This window comes from Klebsiella sp. K5-306 (assembly GCF_051835185.1).
In the GTDB taxonomy this organism is placed as follows: Bacteria; Pseudomonadota; Gammaproteobacteria; order Enterobacterales; family Enterobacteriaceae; genus Klebsiella; species Klebsiella oxytoca.
This window is the reverse complement of sequence record NZ_JAIFJY010000001.1, coordinates 704,991-726,121: the sequence shown is the minus strand read 5'-3', so window position 1 is coordinate 726,121 and position 21,131 is coordinate 704,991. Positions and strand designations below refer to the sequence as shown.

Annotated in this window: 18 protein-coding genes and 1 pseudogene; 4 read left to right on the top strand and 15 right to left on the bottom strand. The window is 55.9% G+C overall.

Features of this window, described 5'->3' with window-relative positions; all coding sequences use genetic code 11:
- Positions 1-14: 14 nt before the first annotated feature.
- Genes K2184_RS03500 through K2184_RS03490 form a run of 3 tightly spaced genes read right to left on the bottom strand, consistent with a single transcriptional unit; the run spans position 15 to position 3,863 of the window.
- Complete coding sequence (locus K2184_RS03500) at positions 15-2,507, bottom strand: fimbria/pilus outer membrane usher protein (protein WP_163525246.1); 2,493 nt, start codon at positions 2,505-2,507, stop codon at positions 15-17.
- Positions 2,508-2,542: 35 nt separating this feature from the next.
- On the bottom strand, positions 2,543-3,256 hold the full coding sequence (locus K2184_RS03495; RefSeq protein ID WP_004102279.1) for a fimbrial biogenesis chaperone: 714 nt from the start codon (positions 3,254-3,256) through the stop codon (positions 2,543-2,545).
- A gap of 55 nt (positions 3,257-3,311) precedes the next feature.
- Positions 3,312-3,863 carry a fimbrial protein gene (locus tag K2184_RS03490; protein ID WP_004102280.1) on the bottom strand — a complete coding sequence of 184 codons (552 nt, stop codon included), beginning with the start codon at positions 3,861-3,863 and terminating at the stop codon, positions 3,312-3,314.
- Positions 3,864-4,578: 715 nt separating this feature from the next.
- Here K2184_RS03490 and K2184_RS03485 point away from each other — a divergent pair.
- Positions 4,579-4,968, top strand: coding sequence for a VOC family protein (locus K2184_RS03485; RefSeq protein WP_004102281.1), 390 nt, complete (start codon positions 4,579-4,581; stop codon positions 4,966-4,968).
- A 3-nt stretch (positions 4,969-4,971) separates the two neighbouring features.
- Here the strand turns inward: K2184_RS03485 and K2184_RS03480 are convergent, their stop codons facing one another.
- Together K2184_RS03480 and K2184_RS03475 are read right to left on the bottom strand one after the other, a co-directional pair.
- Positions 4,972-5,190, bottom strand: coding sequence for a DUF7661 family protein (locus K2184_RS03480; RefSeq protein WP_004113236.1), 219 nt, complete (start codon positions 5,188-5,190; stop codon positions 4,972-4,974).
- 57 nt (positions 5,191-5,247) lie between these two features.
- A complete protein-coding gene (locus K2184_RS03475) occupies positions 5,248-5,694 on the bottom strand; it encodes a glyoxalase/bleomycin resistance/dioxygenase family protein (protein WP_004102284.1) in 447 nt (148 codons plus the stop codon).
- Positions 5,695-5,889: 195 nt separating this feature from the next.
- Between K2184_RS03475 and K2184_RS03470 the strand changes: the two genes are divergently transcribed.
- Together K2184_RS03470 and K2184_RS03465 are read left to right on the top strand one after the other, a co-directional pair.
- Positions 5,890-7,080, top strand: a complete 1,191-nt coding sequence (locus K2184_RS03470; protein WP_016807413.1) for an MFS transporter — start codon at positions 5,890-5,892, stop codon at positions 7,078-7,080.
- Between the two features lie 193 nt (positions 7,081-7,273).
- Complete coding sequence (locus K2184_RS03465; RefSeq protein WP_026055937.1) at positions 7,274-7,564, top strand: hypothetical protein; 291 nt, start codon at positions 7,274-7,276, stop codon at positions 7,562-7,564.
- Between the two features lie 35 nt (positions 7,565-7,599).
- On the opposite strand, the gene K2184_RS03460 is transcribed toward K2184_RS03465, so the two are convergent.
- The 6 genes and pseudogenes from K2184_RS03460 to K2184_RS03435 form a co-directional block, all read right to left on the bottom strand.
- A complete protein-coding gene (locus K2184_RS03460; protein ID WP_163525244.1) occupies positions 7,600-10,713 on the bottom strand; it encodes an efflux RND transporter permease subunit in 3,114 nt (1,037 codons plus the stop codon).
- Positions 10,710-12,179, bottom strand: a complete 1,470-nt coding sequence (locus K2184_RS03455) for an efflux RND transporter periplasmic adaptor subunit (RefSeq protein WP_049128601.1) — start codon at positions 12,177-12,179, stop codon at positions 10,710-10,712. The genes K2184_RS03460 and K2184_RS03455 overlap by 4 nt, the downstream gene beginning before the upstream one ends.
- Positions 12,179-13,418 (bottom strand): annotated as a pseudogene (locus K2184_RS03450) (TolC family protein). Before K2184_RS03450 ends, K2184_RS03455 begins: the two are co-directional and overlap by 1 nt.
- Positions 13,419-13,431: 13 nt before the next feature.
- On the bottom strand, positions 13,432-13,800 hold the full coding sequence (locus K2184_RS03445; RefSeq protein WP_004113246.1) for a copper-binding protein: 369 nt from the start codon (positions 13,798-13,800) through the stop codon (positions 13,432-13,434).
- A 73-nt stretch (positions 13,801-13,873) separates the two neighbouring features.
- Positions 13,874-14,293 (bottom strand): hypothetical protein, encoded by a 420-nt coding sequence (locus tag K2184_RS03440; protein WP_004113252.1) that lies wholly within the window; start codon positions 14,291-14,293, stop codon positions 13,874-13,876.
- Positions 14,294-14,527: 234 nt separating this feature from the next.
- Complete coding sequence (locus K2184_RS03435) at positions 14,528-15,334, bottom strand: MBL fold metallo-hydrolase (protein WP_016808762.1); 807 nt, start codon at positions 15,332-15,334, stop codon at positions 14,528-14,530.
- Positions 15,335-15,517: 183 nt separating this feature from the next.
- Here K2184_RS03435 and tam point away from each other — a divergent pair, with 183 nt between their 5' ends.
- Positions 15,518-16,270 carry a trans-aconitate 2-methyltransferase gene (gene tam / locus K2184_RS03430; protein ID WP_163525242.1) on the top strand — a complete coding sequence of 251 codons (753 nt, stop codon included), beginning with the start codon at positions 15,518-15,520 and terminating at the stop codon, positions 16,268-16,270.
- 249 nt (positions 16,271-16,519) lie between these two features.
- Here the strand turns inward: tam and K2184_RS03425 are convergent, their stop codons facing one another.
- From K2184_RS03425 to K2184_RS03410, 4 genes are all read right to left on the bottom strand, one after another.
- Positions 16,520-16,960 (bottom strand): GNAT family N-acetyltransferase, encoded by a 441-nt coding sequence (locus tag K2184_RS03425; protein WP_004102305.1) that lies wholly within the window; start codon positions 16,958-16,960, stop codon positions 16,520-16,522.
- Between the two features lie 325 nt (positions 16,961-17,285).
- Positions 17,286-18,737 carry a tagaturonate reductase gene (locus K2184_RS03420; protein ID WP_049127543.1) on the bottom strand — a complete coding sequence of 484 codons (1,452 nt, stop codon included), beginning with the start codon at positions 18,735-18,737 and terminating at the stop codon, positions 17,286-17,288.
- A 292-nt stretch (positions 18,738-19,029) separates the two neighbouring features.
- Entirely contained in the window at positions 19,030-19,557 is a 528-nt protein-coding gene (locus tag K2184_RS03415) for a GNAT family N-acetyltransferase (protein ID WP_016808765.1), read from the bottom strand.
- A 91-nt stretch (positions 19,558-19,648) separates the two neighbouring features.
- A complete protein-coding gene (locus K2184_RS03410) occupies positions 19,649-21,061 on the bottom strand; it encodes a GGDEF domain-containing protein (protein WP_016808766.1) in 1,413 nt (470 codons plus the stop codon).
- Positions 21,062-21,131 lie beyond the last annotated feature (70 nt).

Below are 21,131 nucleotides of genomic sequence, written 5' to 3'. Positions count from 1 at the left end.
TTATTCCCTTTAGGTTATTCACAACGTAGAGAGAGCTGTTCCAGTGTCTCCGCTTGTCCGTTGCTCAGAACATAAGCCAGGCGGCAAGATTGTTCGCCAGCACGAACCGTTAACACCCCGCGGACCTGCTCGACCCGCGCGTAGATTTGCCCGCCCTGACCTACATAACCCACCGTACGTCCCGAAGCGTCATGAACTTCCGTTCCGAAAGGCAGTGGATGGGCGGCACCTGTCACGGTAATTAATAGCGGATATCCCTGACGGGCCTGATAGCTGATCTTCACTACCGCGCCATCACGCGGGGCAACTCTTTGCGATGTGTTATCCAGCTCTACGCCCCGAGTTGTTCCTTTCGGGTCAAGATGGATATCGTTCAACTGATACGGACTGAGATACGGCACCGCTGCATAGCCCCGTTTGTCAACCTGGATACCGCTATAGCCATTGACGCCAGCGCCCTCAGCGCCTTTAGCCTCTACCAGCGCGAAGGTGTCTCCCTGAAAGGGGCTCAGCGTCAGACCGCCGCTGTGGCCTATCACGGTCCCGCTTACGCCGCCCGAAACGCTGCGGTAATGTCGACCGCTGCCGAACGCCGCATTTAGCGAAGCGAAATTCGCCAGGTACTGCGCGCTCGCCGCCGCGCTGCTGCCGTTACCCTGACTGCTCGTCGTGCCAGACAGGCCGTAGCTGAAGCGGCTATCTTCGCCCAAAGAGCCATTTATACCGGTTCGCAGACTCTGCTCACCGTGACGAGTATGGTCATAGCTAAGGCGCCCCGTTACGGCCTGTCGGCTACTGCCTGGCGTGAAACTGAGATTCACGGAAAGCGTGTCCTGGGAACGTCCGTAGGCGCTCCAGCTGCGTCCGGCGTTAACCCCGTAGCTGAATCGGCCATAATTGTTGCTGTAGCCAAACTGATACTGCTTGTCTACATCTTTGGCGTTCCAGTAGTTCTGCACCGATGAACTCAGGTAAAACTGCCCCCACCCACCCGGCAATCCCTGGCTTGCCGTAAGCGTATAGCGGCTTTTATTACGCCGTATACTATCGGCATGGTTCCCCAGGGTAATCGCTTCACGCGTCTGCATGGCGGTCAAATAGTCCATATATCCGCTGGTCGAAAAACGGTAGGCGGCCAGGGAAAAATGACTGGCCGTTTCGGTGATATTTTTGCTATAGCTGAGCCGGTAGCTCTCGCCACTGCGTATTTCGTCATCCTGGCCCCGCTTACCCAATTCCGTACGAGCGAGGGTGGCATCGGCGCTCACTGCACCTAAGGGGGTCGCAATGCCGATACCGCCCTGACCCGCCCGGTAACGCTCGCTGGCCTGCATTCCGCCGTAAACCGTTAGCCAGTTGGTCACGCCCTGCTGCCAGGTCATCTGCCAGAGTGAAGGGTCGGCGGGCAACGAACGATAGTTCAGTTCACCTATTGAGAGTTCATAACGGGACTGGCCCGGACGTAATAGCTGCGTAACGGAAGCAAATGGCACCTGAAAATGCTGTTCGCTGCCGTCGGCTTCGTAAACGGTGACGTCAAGATCCCCGCCATAGCCGGTAGGATAAAGATCATCAATGACAAACGCCCCCGGACTGACGGTTGTTTCATAAATCAGGTTACCGCTTTGGCGGACAGCAATCCGAGCGCTCGTACGGGCAATGCCCCGAATTTCCGGCGCGTAGCCGCGACGGGAGAGCGGCTCCATGCGCTCATCGCTCTCCAGCTTTAGTCCGCTTAGAGGCAGCGTGTCAAAAAGCTGCCCCGAGGTGTTGATCTGGCCGACAGAAATCCGGCCCTTTAAAGCAGGGAGATCCCGCTGAATATAGGTATTCTGTGTTTGATAATGGCCGCCAGCGTGATTATCCCGGCTCCAGTTGCCGTTATGGCGCAGGTACCAGCTACCAATATTGATGCCGCCGTTGAGACTGGCATAAAGGCTGTCATGGTTATAGCCGTTGTTCTCACTGCTATATGCGCTAAGGTTGTAGCCCAATAGCGCGGCGGGAATACCGCTATCCCACAATGCGGGCGGTACCGCGTCGCGCGCGCTGCGCTGTTCCCAGACCTGCGGCACCTGAATATTGAGCGTTTGCGCATTACTGTCACTCATCACCGTCGCCCCAGGAATCAGCGCCGTCAGGTCTGTACAGACATCAGCACCGCTGTCCCAGGCGCTATCGGGCAGCATCTCGTGGCGAAGCGGAAGCTGCGTAATCAGCTCAGGCGTCAGGCAGGGCGTGGTACCATGTCCTTCTGCGACGTAACGGACATCCTGATTCACTACCGGCTTTTCGTTAAACCATATCCGCAGCCGATGCGTTCCCTCAGACAGGCTCGCGCCATGGCTAAAACGCGATAAATCCGGCGCTGGACCGGTGCCCAGTCTCAGGAATGAAGGATCAAAATGAATCTCAGCGTTTTCTTTAGCCCTGACGTTTAGCGCAAGGGCAGATAATACGGAAACGGACAGCAGCGCCGCTTTACCGGGGAGTGCGATTCCCTGCATGATGACTTCTCCAGGACAGACAGATAGCGAGTGGACTACTTAACGGTAAAATTCTGCGAACGAATGGCGCCGTAATCATCAATCCATTCAGCCTGTACCTGGCTTCCTCGTGAGGCCTTCACGTGGGGAAAAATACGATCGCTGAACGGGTCCACCATATCCACATCCGCAGTTTTTCCTGCCACGGTGAGGGTGGCGAGGGAAATAAAATAGGGCGTTGGATTGATGGCTTTCAGCCCCTGTTCCGTGGCGGCCCAGCTCAGCGCCTGCGGCGCTCTCGCTGCGCCCTCTTTCAGCGAAGCGGGACGCCAGAAGAATTTAATTCGTGAACGCACCGCCAGCTGCAGATAGTTTTCATTTTTGATCTCGCTACCGGGGCGCCCGGGGATTTCCAGCACGTTGAGCCAGTACAAGGATTCACGATCCTGCGGCAGCGCTGAGGTTGTCAGGCTGCTAATGCGCAAGGCCTGGGCCTTGCCAGAGTCAAGACGATTGATCGGCGGCGTCAGAATAAAGGGGGTGGTGATAGTATCAGGTGTAGCCTCACTATCGCCGGTATCCAGCCAGCTTTGCACCAATACCGGACGCTGCCCATTATTACTAACCTGAACGGTAATTTCTTTTTCATCGCCGGGATAGATAACCCGTGTACCATTAATTACCACGCCAGCCTGAACCGGAAAAGTACACAGCGCACTCATCAGACAACTCAGCGCAGCAGGCAAGAAAATAGTTTTCCTTACATCCATGTGATGTCTCCAGAAATTAATTGGGAAGAGAAAGTGTTCTCTCCCCGCAGAAGCATTACTTATAGATGAGGCTATAGGTCACCTGGGAAGCGACAGTACCGGCTACGACGGCGCCTTCAGCGTAATACTCAACATAGTACGGAAGTGAAGCAGTACCGGAAGATATATCAACATAACCAATAGCTGCGGAATCAAATTGTGCAGCATCGCCAACATTAATAACGCTATTGTTCTGACCATCGCGTAATTGTAGAGAAACATTCTCTGCACCGGACGTCTCTGTATTTATCAGACGTCCGGTCGCGTTATTTACTGTATTACCACCTTCAAAGAAGGCTTTCGCCTGAGTTAATGCACCGGTACAACCGCTCAATTCAAGACTGAAACGAGTTTTACCATTTGTTTTAGTCGCGCCATCAAGTGTATTCGCGCTGACGGTTGGCAGCACTACGGCCGCGTTTGCGCCTGCACCACCGATGTTGACATCACAGGTGGCACCGGTAATCAGGCCGCTGAAACTCACGGTACCGGTCTCAGCCGCCATAACGCTGCCAGACATTAATGCAGAAGAAATTGCAGCGGAAAGAATTACGCGTTTAATGTTCATAAATAAACTCCATTTATTAATAATGTGGGGTATTAATAGGGCAGCAAGCCCACACAACACTTTCAGGACATCTCCCGAGGAAATATAAAATATTTATATATCTCACCATGACCGACGGGGTAAATGTACGGTGTTAACTTACACGCCATACAAATTTCAAAAAAAGTTTAATTTCATCTTCTAATGAAATATCGCGGTAAATAATTTTTTTAGCGCAAATGAGATTAACTAATTATTTGTACTGCCGGTGAAATACGTGCAAAACGATACCTACATCGAAACCAACGATCAATACAAAATATTTAATTGCTATCGCTTATCAATAAATATTAAATCGATCGCTGAAACCGATCCATTCAGCAACAGCAGCGATATATCCATATGATTTACATGGATATGCTTTTTTTATTTTTTTCAAAAGCGCCCTTGCTTATCTTTCGAAATATCGCGTCGCATGAGAAAAATCTTAGAAAACGCCAGACCCTCGTTTAAGATGTGTTTAAGTTAAGGACAAAAAATGCCGCAATTATTTAATTAGCCACAATAATAATTAGCACACTTTTTATATTGGCTATCGCTAATTGGCACAGTAAGAGCCATCAAATGGCTGGCCGTCTGAGGGATGACGTTTATGCAAAAGAAAGCTCTCCACGACAAACGATCGGCGTAAAAACGGATACAGTCACCCGACCACCTTTTATTCATACAGGTTCTTATGACTTTTAACGCTATGCGCATCGCCCGGCCGGTCACCGACCTTTCTTTGAGCAGCAGCATGTACTGCACGGGCCTTGGGCTGGAGCAGATCGCGCAGTTTGCCGATCACGCTGGCTTCAGCGGTGTCATGATCGGACGCGGCGATCTCGGCTGGCATCTTGAGTTCACCCTCTGCCACCATCACCCGGTGAAGCCCTCCCCGAGCGAGGAAGATTTGCTGGTGCTCTATTATCCACACACCGCCGAATGGCAGGAACGGTGCGAGAGAATGCTGACCGCCGGCTTTACACCGGTCAGCGCGTTTAATCCGTACTGGAATGTGCACGGCAAAACCTTTGTCGACCGCGACGGTTACCGGGTGGTGCTGCAAAACAGAAGCTGGCGGTAGCCGCTACTCCATCAGCCGGACGTCAGGATGGCGCGGGCTTGCAGCTTCATGAAAAATATCGCCCAGCCAGCCGGGAATTTCTGCTTCCGTGAGGTCATCCGGGATGATAACCCCATGCAGCGGCGAATATTTCCGTTCGTTGAGATCGACGCGGAAGAGTAACCATCGCCCGTCCCGACGCTGGACGCCAATGTGGCGTCCGAATACGTCATAAATCAACATTCCATCACCCTGCTGGTCGCCGAAGTTGATGGACGGCTAATACATTCCATTTGGCTTTCATGCTTTGCCCTCGCGCAGCCACGGGGTTACGGTAATCCCTGCCAACAGCCCTTCCGGGCTCAGCAACCGCGTGACGGTCTGTCCCCAGGGCTCCACGCGATTATCCACCAGCAGACGATAGCCTCTGGCCTTCAGCGCGTCGGTGGCGGTGTCGATATCGCGCACTTCAAACTCCACCCACGCCTGCGGCACCGGCAGATAGTCCGGCCAGAGATCCGAGTCAAAACAGGAGCGCGCCGCCTGAGCCAGCGGCCACAGCGCAAAATGTTTTACCCCATCGAGGGCATGCTGTTCGGTCAGCAAATACTCTTCGTTGCCGGGCATCGGTTTGAGCGGCAGGCCCAGCGCCGCCACATAAAATTCCCTGCTGGCTGGCGTTGATTGGGTGATCGGTCCAAAGCCCGCGACAAAAAGAACATCCATACCGTCTAAATCGTATTCCATACCCTCTCCTGTCAATATCCATGATGCGTTAACAAATTTTATACTCTGCTGCGCACGACTTGCCCAGATTGCTCTTCTCTCATTACTATTTTTAGTGAGTTTGCCTGAATCATTGAAAAAGCGCATGGTCTGCTCGTCGCGCCCGACGACGCTGCGCTATGCTTAGTCTCCCTTTGGTTTCCAGTACTTAGCGTTATGGCCACATCCGTCAGCACCACCCAGCTTAATCTGCGTATTATTTCTATCGTTGTCTTTACCTGTATCTGCTATCTCTCCATCGGTTTGCCGCTCGCCGTGCTGCCCGGCTATATCCATTATCAGCTTGGCTATAGCACCTTTATCGCCGGCGTGGTTATCAGCCTCCAGTACATTTCAACCTTGCTCAGCCGCCCGCATGCGGGCCGCTATACCGATATCTGGGGGCCGAAAAAAGTCGTCAGCCTGGGGATTATTTGCTGTCTGCTCAGCGGGCTCTTCACCCTGCTCGCGGTCTTGCTGCAATCTGCGCCGCCGCTGGCGGTTGCCGCGCTGTTGGTGGGGCGAATTTTCCTCGGCGTCGGGGAAAGCTTCACTGCCACCGGCGCGACCCTGTGGGGGATCAAAACCGTGGGCGCGATCCACACGTCGCGCGTGATCTCCTGGAACGGCGTGGCAACCTACGTGGCGATGGCGGTTGGCGCCCCGCTGGGCGTCATGCTCAACGGCTATTTTGGCATCAGCGGATTTGCCGCCGTCGTGGTGCTGGCTGCGGCGGTTGGCCTGCTCTATGCCCGTACGCGCCAGGACGTCAGCGTGACGGCGGGAATCCGGGCACCGTTTCACGTGGTGGTACGCAAAATCTGGCCCTATGGGATGGGGCTGGCGCTGGGTACCGTCGGTTTTGGGGTTATCGCGACCTTTATTACCCTCTACTTTTCGGCTCATGGCTGGCAAGGCGCGGCGTTTACCCTGTCGCTATTCAGCATCGGTTTTATCTGCATTCGCCTGATTTTAGGTAACACCATTACCCGCTACGGCGGCGTGCCGGTATCGTTAATCTGTTTTGCGATCGAATGTCTCGGCCTGCTGATCATCTGGTATGCCTCCTCGGCATGGATAGCGGGTATTGGCGCCTTTCTCACCGGCTCGGGCTTTTCGCTGATCTTCCCGGCGCTTGGGGTGGAAGCGGTAAAACAGGTTGAAGAGCAGAATCAGGGCACCGCGCTGGGCACCTATTCGGCTTTTCTCGATCTGGCGCTGGGATTAACCGGACCGCTAGCCGGCTGGGTGGCAGGCTACTACGAGCTGGAGACTATTTATTTGTTGGCCGCAGCGGTGGTCGCGCTGGCATTTATCCTGGTTTTGCGCATTTACCTGCTACAACGCGCTGCTCTGCCGCGAACCTGAGGAATACTCTTCGCGCGACCCCTGACGCAAATATGGGTAAAAAAATAATCAATATTTGACTGCAATTCGGCTTCCGTGCCACCATCGCCCCGGCGCCTGGCAAGCGGCGCGATGGTGGCACGGGTGAATATCAGAGACCGCATGTTTAAGGTCCATGCCCGGCCGCAACCTGATTCTGGCGGGAATAAAAGACATGCACCAAAGTTTTAATCAGCGCGTTCATTTCTATTACTGCATTCTGGTGGCGCTGAAAATACACGCAAAATCGAAGAAATCGGGCGGTATCCGCGGGAAAAATAATTTCCTGCTCAAGTGGCTACGCAAAGCGCAGGACAACAATATCTTTCACCCGGATATTACCAGTGAGATCGAATGGCTGCGGGGCAAAATCATTCAGGCCGGCTACGATACCGACCTCGAGCCGATGCTGGACTTTGTCTACGCCACCGCCAAACGCGCGTCCGATCTCAAAAACGCCGACTGATTCACGCCCGAGCCGCCTGGCCCGGGCGTTGCACTTTAGGGTTTGTTGCGGTGCGTCAGAAGATAGACCGCCGGGATCACCAGCATCGACAGCAGCGGCGCGGTGATCATCCCGCCGATCATCGGCGCGGCAATACGCTGCATCACTTCTGAACCTGTACCGCCACCCCACATAATCGGCAGCAGCCCGGCCATAATCGTCGCGACGGTCATTACTTTCGGGCGCACGCGCAGCACGGCTCCTTCGTGTATCGCTTCGTTGAGCGTCCGGTCATTAAGCTCACCGCGCCGCTTCGCGAGCGCCTGGTTTAAATAGAGCACCATAATTACCCCGAACTCCGCGGCCACGCCGGCAAGCGCAATAAAGCCAACGGCGGCAGCCACCGACAGGTTATAGCCCAGCAGCCAGAGCAACCAGACGCCGCCGATCAGCGAAAACGGCAAGGTGCCCATAATCAACAGCGCATCTTTAACGCGACCGAAGGTGACGTAAAGCAGGATAAAGATAATCATCAGAGTAAACGGCAGTACGATTTTGAGCTTCGCGGTAGCGCGTTCCAGATACTCGTACTGCCCGGACCACGTCAGCGAGATGCCATCCGGCAGCCTGACCTGTTTGCTGACCTCGCGCTGCATTTCATCAACCGCGGATTTCAGATCGCGCCCGCGAATATCGACGTAGATCCAGTCCGACAGACGGGCGTTTTCGCTTTTTAGCATCGGCGGGCCATCGGTGATAGCAATATCCGCCAGCTCGGCGAGCGTCACCTGCGCCCCGCTGCTGGTTACCACCGGCAGATCGCGCAGCTTCTGCAGCGAGTCGCGCATTTCGCGCGGATAGCGCACGTTTATCGGATAGCGTTCACGCCCCTCGATAGTCTCGCCAATGTTATCGCCGCCCACCACGCTGGCGACGACCGATTGCAGCTCCTTCACCGACACGCCGTAGCGGGCGGCTTTCAGACGATCGATAGCGATATCGATATAGCGACCACCGTCAAGGCGCTCCGCCAGCGCCGAGGTCACCCCCGGGACATGACGCACGATGCGCTCAATCTCCTCAGCGGTTTTTTCGATCTCCGCCAGATTGTTGCCGTTCACTTTGATGCCGACCGGGCTTTTAATGCCGGTCGCCAGCATATCCAGGCGATTGCGAATCGGCGGTACCCAGACGTTGGCGATGCCCGGCACTTTTACCGCACTGTCCAGTTCGCCGATCAGCTTATCCATGGTCATACCGGGCCGCCATTCGCTTTTCGGCTTGAACTGAATGGTGGTTTCCAGCATGGTCAGCGGCGCCGGATCGGTGGCGCTCTCCGCCCGACCGGCCTTGCCGAACACGCTTTGTACTTCAGGAATCGTCTTGATCAGACGGTCGGTCTGCTGCAGCAGGCGGGCGGCTTCGCGGCTGGAGATCCCCGGCAGCGTGGATGGCATATACAGCAGGTCGCCCTCGTCGATTTGCGGCAGGAATTCGCTGCCGAGCTGCGCCAGCGGCCATAGCGTGGCGACCAGCAGCAGGCCCGCCGCCGCCAGCGTTGCCTTCGGCCACTGCAAGACCTTATCCAGCAGCGGCTCATAGGCGCGTATCAGCCAGCGGTTGAGCGGATTAGCGGCCTCATCAGGGATTTTGCCGCGAATAAAGTAGCCCATCAGCACCGGAACCAGGGTGATCCCAAGCCCGGCGGCCACCGCCATCGACCAGGTTTTGGTGAAAGCCAACGGCGAGAACATCTTGCCCTCCTGCGCCTCGAGGGTGAATACCGGAATAAACGACAGGGTAATGATCAGCAGGCTGCAAAACAGCGCGGGCCCCACCTCCGATGCCGCATGTAGGGCAATTTGCCAGTAGTCGGCGGAAGACGGCTGGCGCTCAGGATGCTCATACCGCCACTGCTCCAGCACCTTATGCATATTTTCAATCATTACGATTGCCGCATCGACCATGGCTCCGATGGCGATCGCAATTCCGCCAAGCGACATCATATTGGCGCTGACGCCCTGATAGTGCATCACGATAAATGCGCCGAGGATCCCCAGCGGCAGCGTGATCATTGCCACCAGCGCGCTGCGGAAATGGAACAGAAACAGCGAGCAGACCACCGCCACAACGATAAACTCTTCGATAAGCTTGTGGGTCAGGGTTTCGACTGAATTTTTAATCAGCTGCGAACGGTCATAAACCGGCACTATTTCTACCCCTGCGGGCAGGCTTTTTTGCACCTCAGCCAGTTTCGCCTTCACCGCATTAATGGTGGTCAGGGCATTTTTGCCCGAACGCATAATGATGATTCCCCCGGCCACTTCGCCTTCACCGTTGAGCTCGGCGACGCCGCGCCGGATCGCCGGCCCCCGGCGCACGCTGGCAACGTCGGACAGCAGCAACGGCACGCCGTCACGCGCAGCGATAACGACCTGCTTAAAGTCGTCGATGGACTTCAGATAGCCGGTGGTGCGCACCATATATTCAGCTTCACCCAGTTCCAGTACCGAGCCGCCGCCCTCCTGGTTGGCGCTCTGAATCGCGCTGATAACCTGTTCGTGGGTAACGTTCAGGGCCCGCAGGCGGTCAGGATTAAGGATCACCTGATACTCTTTGACCATTCCGCCGACGCTGGCGACCTCCGATACGTCCGGCACGGTTTTCAGTTCATATTTCAGGATCCAGTCCTGAATCGCTCGCAAATCCCCGAGGCTATGCTGACCGCTTTTATCGGTAAGCACATATTCAAACACCCAGCCAACGCCGGTAGCATCCGGCCCCAGCGAAGCTTTCGCTTCCGGCGGCAGGCTGCTCTGGATCTGGCTCAGGTACTCCAGCACGCGGGAGCGCGCCCAGTACGGATCGGTGCCATCATCAAACAGTACGTAAACGTAAGCATCGCCGAACATGGAAAAACCGCGCACGGTTTTCGCCCCCGGCACCGACAGCATGGTGGTTGTCAGCGGATAGGTCACCTGATCTTCGACAATTTGCGGCGCTTTTCCCGGATAGCTTACGCGAATAATCACCTGGGTATCGGAGAGATCCGGTAGCGCATCCAGCGGCGCCTGCTGTATCGACCAGACGCCCCAGGCGGCCATAATCAGCGACGCCAGCAGTACCAGCAGACGGTTGCGTAACGACCAGCGGATAACGGCGGCAATCATGGCTGCTCCTTAGCGCCGTTCATCGGCATCATCGAGGTGACTCGCGCTCCATCGTCGGTCAGGACGAAGCTAAACATAACCGACTCGCCGGGGCGCATCTGTCCCTGCTGCTGCGGCGTAATGGCAAAATCCATGATCATCGCCGGCCACTTCAGCGCCGGCACCGGCTGGTGAGCGATGGTCACCGCCCCATCGGTTACAGCTTTGATGACCCCCTGCGTGGTATAGCTTTTTTCCTGCGGATCCTCCCCGGCCATTTGCGGCAGCGCGCTGCGCAGGCTCGCTTCGGAGTCAATCAGGAACTGTCCGGAGGTGACCACCTTCTGGCCCTCTTTGAGGCCGGATTTTATCTCGACCAGACCATTTTGCGTGCGCCCGACGATCGCTTCGACCGGACGGAAATGCCCCTCGCCATCGGCAATTAACACCCGATTGCTGCTACCCGTGGCAATCAATGCCTCTTCAGGGATGGTCAGAACGGCGCGCGCCTGATGCGCCTCGGCCAGCTGAACGTTCAGGTACATACCGGGTTTGAGCTGATGCTGCGGATTGTTCAAAACTACCCGGGCCTTTAACGTGCGGGTGGTCGCTTCCAGATCGGGAAGTAGCTCGCGCACGGAGCCCTGAAAAACGCTCCCGGGCCAACTGCCGGTGGTCGCCGTCACCCGGCTACCCACGCGCAGCAGGCTGGCCTGGCTTTGCGGATAATCAATCACGACCCATACCGGGTCGAGGCGGGCCAGCTCGAACAGCGGCTGGGCTGGGGTGACCTGCGCGCCGGTGCGCACATCCAGCTTGCTGACATAACCATCGTGCGGCGCGCGTACCGTCATCCGGGTTTGCGGTTTCCCGCTGCGCTCAACGCTGCGGATAATCGCTTCCGGCATAAACTGCAGCTGCAGACGATCGCGAGCGGCGGCGGTCAGCCCGCTGTCGCCCAGCCGCCTCACCGCCAGATACTCCTGCTGCGCCGCCGCCCACTGCGGGATCCACAGTTCGGCCAGCGCCTCGTTCTTTTTCACAAACTGCTGAGAGGCGTTAACGTAGAGTTTCTCAATCAAGCCGTTGGCCAGCGCCGGCACCGTCTCGACGCCGCGTTCGTCCACGGCGACGGTAGCAAAAGCGTTAAGCTCCGGCGCCAGTGGCTGACGGGAAACGCTCGCCGTGCGTACGCCAAGATTTTGCTGCTGGCGGGTGCTAATCTTCACCCCTCCCGCATCATCGTCAGCCTCTTCATCGGCATAACGCGGAACCAGGTCCATATCCATAAACGGCGATTTGCCCGGTTTATCAAAACGGGTACCGGGGGCCATCGGGTCGTACCAGTAGAGCACTTTGCGTCCCGCAGCCGTTTCGGTTCCGCCCGGAGTGACAGTCGAGGCGTTCCGCGATCCCAGCCAGTATCCGCCCGCGGCGGCAAGAGCGACGGCCAGCGCCACAAGGGTAAAAGCAGTTTTCAGCTTCATTATTTAACATCCTGTGGAATAAGGTAGCGAACGGCGGCCCACGCGTCAGCGAGCGCTTTCTCGGCGTTGTTGCTGGCGATTTCCCCGTTCAGCAGGTCGCGACGGGCGGCGAGCAGTTCAGGCAGCGCGGAGCTGCCGCCCCGATACTGGGCATTGACGAGACTCACCTTCTTGCGCAGCAGCGGCAGTACCTCGCTTTGCTGGCGATCGTAAATGGCTTTCGCGGCGTTATACTGCGCGATCAGCTGATACTGCTGCGCCTGATGCTCGCGCATCAATAAGGTCAACCGATCGTTGGCTTCATAGGTTCGGGAGACATCCGCAGCGTGGTCTTTATCCTGACGTTTACCCTGAAAAACCGGCAAATCGACGGTAAACATAACGCCGACCATGTCGTCATAGTCATCTCCGCGTCTGGCGTAATAGACCTCAACGCCTACGTCGGGGATCGCCGCCACTTCCGACTGCCCGGATTTTGCTTTAGCCAGATCAGCCTCACGCGCGGCCTGAATCACTTCTGGATGTAGTTTTATCCCCTCGATTAAGGTCGCTTCATCGGCAGGCAGGCGCTCAATGCGCGGCAGCGGGCCGGAAATAACGCGGATATCCTTACCGGTTAGCTGCATCAGACGCGCCTGAGCGATCTGCACATCGCGCCGGGCGTTATCTTGCTCATTTTTCATAGCATTGAGCGCCAGTTCGACGTCGAGCACGCTGCCGGGGGTAGCGCTGGCGCTGCTGACGGCCGCCTTATGCACGCCAATTTGCCGGGAGGTTTCGCTAATCAGCGCCTGTACCGAGCGCAGCGACTTCTGCGCTACCGCCAGCGCCAGCCATGCCTGAGCGGTTTCCCGCTGTAGCCTGGCGCGGATAACATCGGCGTTGGCGGCGGTTCGTCGCGCGTCGGCGGTTATCGAGTCGGCTTTGCGCTCGCGCTTGGTGCTGCTGACGTAGTCCTGCATTACGCCAATCCGCTGCATGGTCATGCCCTCGCGGGTCAGGCGGCTGGCGTTACTTCCCCCCAACGGGACGTTTTCAAGACCAAACTTAAGCTTCGGATCGGGAAGCTCCATGGCGGAATCCGCCATATTCTTCAAAGCGTTAACCTGATGATCGTAGCTCGGCAGAGTAGCTTTCCGCCGCCGACAGGGCCTCTGAGAGCGTCGTCGCCCAGCCGCTGGTGGACGTCAGCGACAGCAAGAGCGGCAGCCCGCAGGCCGCCTTAGTTAAGATGTGCATAATGACTCCGGAATTATTGCGCGGTAATCGAAACGAGCGCGTAGCCGGAGTCGGTCTGGCGGAAGGTGAAATCGACCTGCTGTCCCACCGGCAGCTTTTTATCTTGATGTCCATCGAGCGCAAAGCTCATCGTCATCGCCGGCCAGTTCAGCCCGGGAACCGGAGAATGGGCAATCACCACTGCATCGTCGCGCCAGGCTTTAATCACCCCGCTTGCCGAATAAAGCGCGGCGGTATTCTCGGGCTTATTCATCCCCGGCATTTCCGCCATCGCGGACATATTATGCTGATGCATCGCGCCATCTTCCGCGCTGGCGGAAAATGCGGTGAAAGAAAAGGTCAGAACGCTGGTAAAAAGCAGAAAAATAGAGGTCGAACGCATAATTAATACTCCGAAAAAAACATAAAGTCGCCCGCAGAACGGGCAGTTCTGATGGATGTTTTTTAACGGAGCGTTATTCTCTGAAACGGCAGAAACGTATTTCAGCCGGCGGACCGGTGACCGGCGGCGTGTGCCAGTCCATACGTTCAGCGCAAATCTCCTGCTGCGGCGAAACCACCAGCAGGGTGGTTTCGCCGGGCAATGCATTCAGCTGTAGAGAGGTGGAGGTATTAGGTTGCGCAGTGTCGGGGTCGCAGTGTTTCTCACAGATGACTTTCTGCCCGACGTTATCCATGCCGGACATGGTCATCATGCCATCAACGATGTGATGAATTTGCACCTGCGGCGCGACCGGCTGCTGCTGGCCGCCGTGGTGCGCCGCGACGGCAAGCTGTAGATTGAGTAGCAGCCAACAGGCAATAACAAGCCCGGCGCGGATGCGAAGCCGACGTCGGGTGGCTTGTTTGAATAATGCCTGTAGTGACTGAATCATAGTAATATTCGCAATAGGACGACCGCTGAATTAAAGCACACCCGCCCAAAGAATTAAACGCTATTACATAATTAAAACCGCGAGTTAAATAGAATGAAGTTTCTCGATAAATATTTACACGTCATCGCAAAATTAACGTTTGACCTTCCCCCAGGGGGAAGGTGTATAGCGCGGCGTCGATGTATTTAATAAATAGCCAAAGTGTTATTTATATGTAATCAGCAGCCGTACACGTCATCCCTGATCCAGTACTAACGTATCGCCGGTCGCCGGGGCACTATCCGCCGATAACCACCAGCGTCCCCACGAACCGGTACAATGGCAGGCCATCACTTTCTCCACCTTCTGCTGGTGCAAAAATTGCTTTATCTGGCGTATTCTCCACGGCGGCGCGCGGCGCAGATGAAGTCCGCCGATGATGGCGTATATCTGCTGGACGCCGGTAACCTTCTGACAGTGGCGAAGGGTATTGATCAAGCCGCGATGTCCGCAGCCGCAAATAATGATTAAGCCTCGCGTCGAGCGGTAAATCAGTACGCCCTCATCGGCAATATAATCCTCCGCTGGGGATAGCCCCGCCAGCACGCCATAAGCTCGCGGCCTGGCAACCGCGATCTCACCTGACCACATCAGCCGCTCGCTGATAGCCAACGGCTGGCGACTGTATTCCATGCGGTGGCGGGAATAGTCGATCTCTCGCGACAGCTTTTTGACCTTTACGCGATGCCCGCCGATCGATAACGCCGAATAGCGCGTTTGCCCGACCTGCGGATGGCAAATAATACGGCTATTGTCCGGCAGCCACGGCACGCCGCCGCAGTGGTCATAATGACCGTGAGAAAGTACCGTGGCGGTCAGGTTAGATAAAGAAACCCCCATGCGCTGCGCATTATGCAAAAAGCTGCCGTCAGGGCCGGTATCAAACAGAACCCGGCAGGTTTCATCCTCAACAACAAGGCTTAGCCCAGGTTTCACCTGCAACAGTTTATCCTTGTCCTTACCAAGCCGGTTCTCAAGTAACATCTTAATGATTAAAGCCATTTCATACCCATTGACCAGAGAATTGCGCGCATACTCTAGCCTGTTGTCTACAGGAGTACCGTGACCCGCCCGGCACATGTAGAAGTGACAACGTCACAATATGACTCAGCCGAACTTGCTGCTTTGCCAGATGCACATTGCCGTCTATGCTGTTGGACGAGTTTCTCGCAACCGGAGCGTACTATGGCAGACTGGAATCCCTCACTCTATTTGCAATTTGGCGCTGAGCGAACGCGGCCTGCCGCCGAGCTTCTTGCGCGCATTGCCCATCATCCCGTGACGCTGGCCGTTGATTTAGGCTGCGGGCCAGGCAACAGCACCGCTCTGCTGCAAGATGCCTGGCCGGACGCGACGATTATCGGCATTGATAATTCCCCGGCAATGCTGGAAGAGGCCTCACAAAGGTTGCCGAACTGTGGGTTCGTTGATGCGGATATTGCCGCTTATCGCCCGGAGCGTCCGGCGGATCTGATATACGCCAATGCTTCGCTGCAATGGCTCCCGGATCATCAGCGGCTGTTCCCTTTTCTGGTGAGCAATCTTGCAGAAAACGGCGTACTGGCGGTGCAGATGCCCGTTAACTGGCAGGAGCCGTCCCATACCCTGATGCGTCAGGTTGCAGAAGAGCTTGGGCACCCGGCCAGCGGACGGCATCCGCTGCCAGAGGTACAGGAGTATTATGATATGCTCACTGCCTGCGGCTGCGAGGTGGATATCTGGCGCACCACCTACTTTCACCCGCTGGCATCGCATCAGGCCATTATCGAATGGCTGCAGTCAACGGGCCTGAGACCATTTTTACAGCCACTTGATGAGCCGCAGCGCGAAGCGTTTCTCGAGCGCTATCTGGAAAAGTTGAAACGGCACTATCCGTTACAGTGTAACGGAAAGGTATTGTTATTATTTCCGCGCCTGTTTATCGTCGCGCGCCGTTAGCCCGGCGGCTGAAAGTAAAGGAATAAAGGGAGTCAGAACGAGAATACTACGGCGTCAGGAGCGGGCGCCGTAGGGTCTGATTTACCAGGCAAGGTGATGAACCAGGGAGAGATCCCACGCGGTGGCCAACAGCGAAAGAAACATGATTAAATTCACCACCGTTTCTATGTGTTTTTCCATATTTGTTTCTCCTGAGCCGTTTCCCCTGTTTTACAGGGAAAAGCTTAACAACTTCTTAATCTCAGATTGTCAGAGCGTCACGCGGTAACGAACATAGTCATCGGCTGGCGTGAATTCATCATACAGACGCCGGGCCGGATTGTCGGTGCGAGTGTGCCAGTACAAGCGCGACCACCCTTTTTCTTTTCCTTCCGTTTGCAGCGCCTGTATTAAGGTTCTGGCGATGCCTTGCCCGCGCATCTGCGGGGCGACAAACAGATCTTCCAGATAGCAAATGGGCGTCTTAACCCATGTTCCTTCGTGGAGGATACAAATCGCAAAGCCCACCACATTGCCATCCACCACCGCGAAACGACCCAGCATCGGCGAAGCGGCATCGAGCATCCGCTGCCAGGTGTATTCTGTGACCTCCGTTGGCTGCGGGCTACCGTAGAAACGGGTATAACCCTGCCAAAGCGATAACCACTGTGCTTTATCCTGCCGATCGGGTTCGCGAATCTCAATGACCATGGGCCGACTCCTCGTTTTGATAAGGCATTATTTTCCGGTGCAATAATTAGTTCAAGCGCCCGGCACACAATTCATCTTTTTCTCTTAATTGCCCCACCTTTGTTGCCGGACCCATTTTGCACGATCTGCCAGACCTGCGTGAAAGAAAAAACTAAAAGTATGTTGTAACTAATTAAGGTTCAAAAATAACCCGGCGGTGGCCGGGTTGAAATTAATGCTAATTCTGCTCAGGCGTTGCGCCCGGATGACGAGCGGACGGCGGCTGGCAGCTTATCTGGCCGATAATCCGTCCTTATCTGCTCGTCGGGCGGCGCCCTGCGCTATATCAGCACAGCGGCTGAACGGCGGCGCGAATGCCGTAGCGCAGAATCGCATCCAGATCCTGCGTCACCTGCTCGACCAGGCCTGAAACTTTGCTCAGGTCCTGCTCCCAGTGGGATTCAACGGATAGTACGGCTTTTACCAGCTCGCCGGTGGTGATTTGCGCATCCCGATGCTGGGCCCATAGCGCCTTGTAGCGCTCCATCCATTCAGCATCATCCTGAACCGGATAGCTCTCACCGTTACGTTCGCCGCGATAAAACGCGATCAGCGCTGCCAGTGCGAAGGTCAGGCGCGACGGGAGCTTGCCCTCTTTCTTCTGCGCCGCCAACAGCTGCGGCAGAATACGGGTGCGGTATTTGGTCATGCCATTAAGCGCGATAGACAACAGCTGATGCTTAATATACGGGTTGCGGAAACGGCCAGTGACCGCACTGGCGAAAGACTCCAGCTCATCGCGCGGCAGGTCGAGAACAGGAATGATCTCCTGGTAAATCGCTTTCTCAACGAAAGCGCAGATTTCCTTATCGTTCATCGCCTCGCCCACGGTATCGAGACCCGCCTGGAAGGCGACCGGCACCAGCGCGGTGTGCGCGCCGTTAAGAATCGCCACTTTACGCTCTTTATACGGCTTAATATCGTCCACGATCAGGACGTTAAGCGGCAGCTTATCCAGACGCAGCTCTGCGGCCAGGGACTTCGGCCCCTGAATAACAAACAGGTAGAAATGTTCAGCGGTATCGAGGAAACCGTCTTTATACCCCAGCTGTTCTTCAATCTGCGCGGCTTCATCACGCGGATAGCCGGTCACGATACGGTCTACGAGCGTAGAACAGAAGGCGTTCGCCTCATCCAGCCAGGTGATAAACGCTTCCGGCAGCGCCCACTCCTGGGCATAGCGCAGCACCAGTTCACGCAGCGCCTCGCCGTTGTAATCAATCAGCTCGCAGGGAATGATCACCCAACCTTTATCCGCCGCGCCGGAGAAGTGGCTGTAGCGTTCAAACAGCAGGCGAGTCAATTTTGCCGGATAGCTTACCGCTGGCGCATCGTCAAAGCGGTCGCCGGCGTGGTAGCTGATCCCGGCCTCAGTGGTATTGGAAAACACAAAGCGCATATCCGGATTATGCGCCAGACGCAGCAGCTCCTCATAATCGGCATAGACGCTGATTTCACGATTTACCGATCGAATCAGACGCGCATCGCTCACCGCTTCGCCCTTCTCATTCAGGCCGCGAACAATCGTGGTATAGAGGCCGTCCTGGGTGCTGAGAGACGGCGGGAATGCGCTCTCAATCGGACGCACGATCACCACGCCGGAATTCAGGTCGGTATGCTCGTTCAGCAGATCGATCTGCCAGTCGATAAACGCGCGCAGGAAGTTGCCTTCGCCAAACTGAATGATACGTTCAGGGTACTGCGCGCCCGGGAAATCGCGACGGTTTAGTGTTTTCACAATGGGTTCCCTCATAGAGTAGTCATACAACCTGAGTAATTGGTCCAATAAGTTATCAGGTTTTTAGCCAGGTGAAACCCCGTTTTGATCAAAGCTGTATGCAATATCAAATTTGTCGCCGAAATATTTCTCTCTGCACGACAAAACGGTGAACCGTTTGTACAGCGCTTAGTCGGGCAATAGTCGGAGCGAGGACGTGGCCGGGTAACGCGGCGAGGGAGACAAGCCCCGGCGGCTTATCAACTCAGCTGCCGGGGCGTGTGAATGAGGCAGGTTGCAGTATATGATGAGATTACAAAAGTTTATAGAACAGCGATGTCGCCGTCAGTTCGCCGTCCGGCATCAGCGCATAGCGAGGAATTTCCCCGGCCTTTTCCCAACCGCATTGCACGTAAAAATTCTCGGCTCCGCTGCCGGTCGCCGTATCCAGCACCAGAACGCTCTTGCCCTGCTCGCGCGCGATCGCTTCCAGCCTGGCCATCAGCGCATTCGCCAGACCCAGGCGACGCGCATTTTGGTGAACCAGAAGTTTAGCGACGTCGGCGCGGTGCGGTTGGTTTTCCGGCTGGTCGATAATGAGCTGCACCGTACCAACGAGCCGCTGCTGCTCATCCGCCGCGGCGATGACGACCCGCTCCCCGGCTGCCACGCTCTGCGCCATTCGCAGCCAGAACGCCGTCGCGGTTTCAGGGGCGAAAGGCAGCATAAAGCTCACCGAGGCCCCGCCGTTGACGCAGCTGACGAGGATATCGGTTAATTCAGGAAGATGTTCGAGAATATCGTCACGCGACAGCGTGCGCAGAGAAAAGGATGTGGTCATCGGTAACTCCTTGAAATTGACCACATCACTATATTTTTTAACTTATATTTAACACAAGTGAATCTATCATCGTATTTTCTTATCGTAGGATTCAGGCCATCTTTTGCGTAAAAATACGATTGCGCCCGGCATTTTTCGCCTGAATCATATAATCGTCGGCAGCCATCAGCAGCTGGTTGAAGAGATCCGTAATTCTGGCGGCGCCAAGCGGCTGGCTCTCGAGCCCCATGCTGATGGTCAGCTGGATTTTGCTCTGACCCCAGGTGAAGGTTTGCGCTTCAATACCCTGGCGAATTTTTTCTGCCAGCAGCTGCGCTTCCTGACCGGATGAGGTCAGCGCTGCGACGGCAAACTCTTCCCCGCCGATACGCGCGACCATGCCCTCTTCTCCCACCAGCTGCCGCACCTGCTGCGCAAACTGGGCCAGCATACAGTCGCCGCATTCATGTCCCCAGCGATCGTTGACCTGCTTGAAGCCGTCGATATCCAGCACCATCACCGTTAGCAGCGTATTTTCCGCGATCGGCTGGCGCTTCAGCGCTTCGCTTAACCCAGAGCGGGAATAGACCCGAGTCTGGAAGTCAAAGTCGGCACGCAGGGCCAGCTGTTTGACCAGATTGTTAATCGCCTCAACGCTGGAAGCGACGATAACGGGGCTTATCAGCATCGCAGCGATCCCCAGACGCGTCGAAAACAGCTGCCACGGCTGCATCCGGCTATCGGGCGAAAGGTGGATAAGCGAGTTCGCCACCAGCAGAATTTCGCTAATGCCGGTAATAAAGGTCAGCAGACAGGTCAGCGGCAGCGGGTAGCGAATAGCGCACCAGATCAGCGCCGGTAACGGGAAGGTGATGCTCCCGGCGCCGCCAACCGCTACGCCGAGCACAATCGACAGCACCAGCGCAATCGCCGGCAGCAGCTGGCGCAGGCGAAAACGCCCGAACGCCGAAGGGAGCGTGAGGGTCAAGATAAACGGCAGGATCAGCACGGCGGTTGAGAACTGTTCGCTAAACCAGTCCGCCAGCTGCGGGATAAACGTTGCGCGCTCGACATCTACCGACCCCAGCGCGCCCACGGCGGCGCAGAGCAGCGCTGCCAGCAGGCAGTAGCAAAACAGGCTAAGCGCGTTAATCGGTCCCGGCATCGAGTCCGTCCGGCGCTTGTCCCATAAAATGAGCTGCGCCAGAGTGACAATAAAAACGAGATTGGAGAAGTTGATCAGGAAGGAGGCGAAGCCCATCCCCCAGCGCGAGGTTAAACCGTCATATACCAGCATGGCGGCAAAACAGATGGCGTAAAAATAACTGCGATTTAGCCAGATATAACGCGCAAAAATCCCCGCCATTACCGCATTCAGCGGCCAGAAAAACGACAGTTCTTGTACCAGACGCAGCATCGCGCCAAAGAAATGCAGGAGTAGCGTTAAAGTGAACAACACCAGCGCATCACGCACGGGTTGTTCCTCACGAAACAGCGTGAATGACCGAATCGACAGTGGAGACATTCATGATTATCCGTCTAATTGTTTCAGGCAATTATTATGTTAATAATTAGTTAGCGGTTCATCATATCAT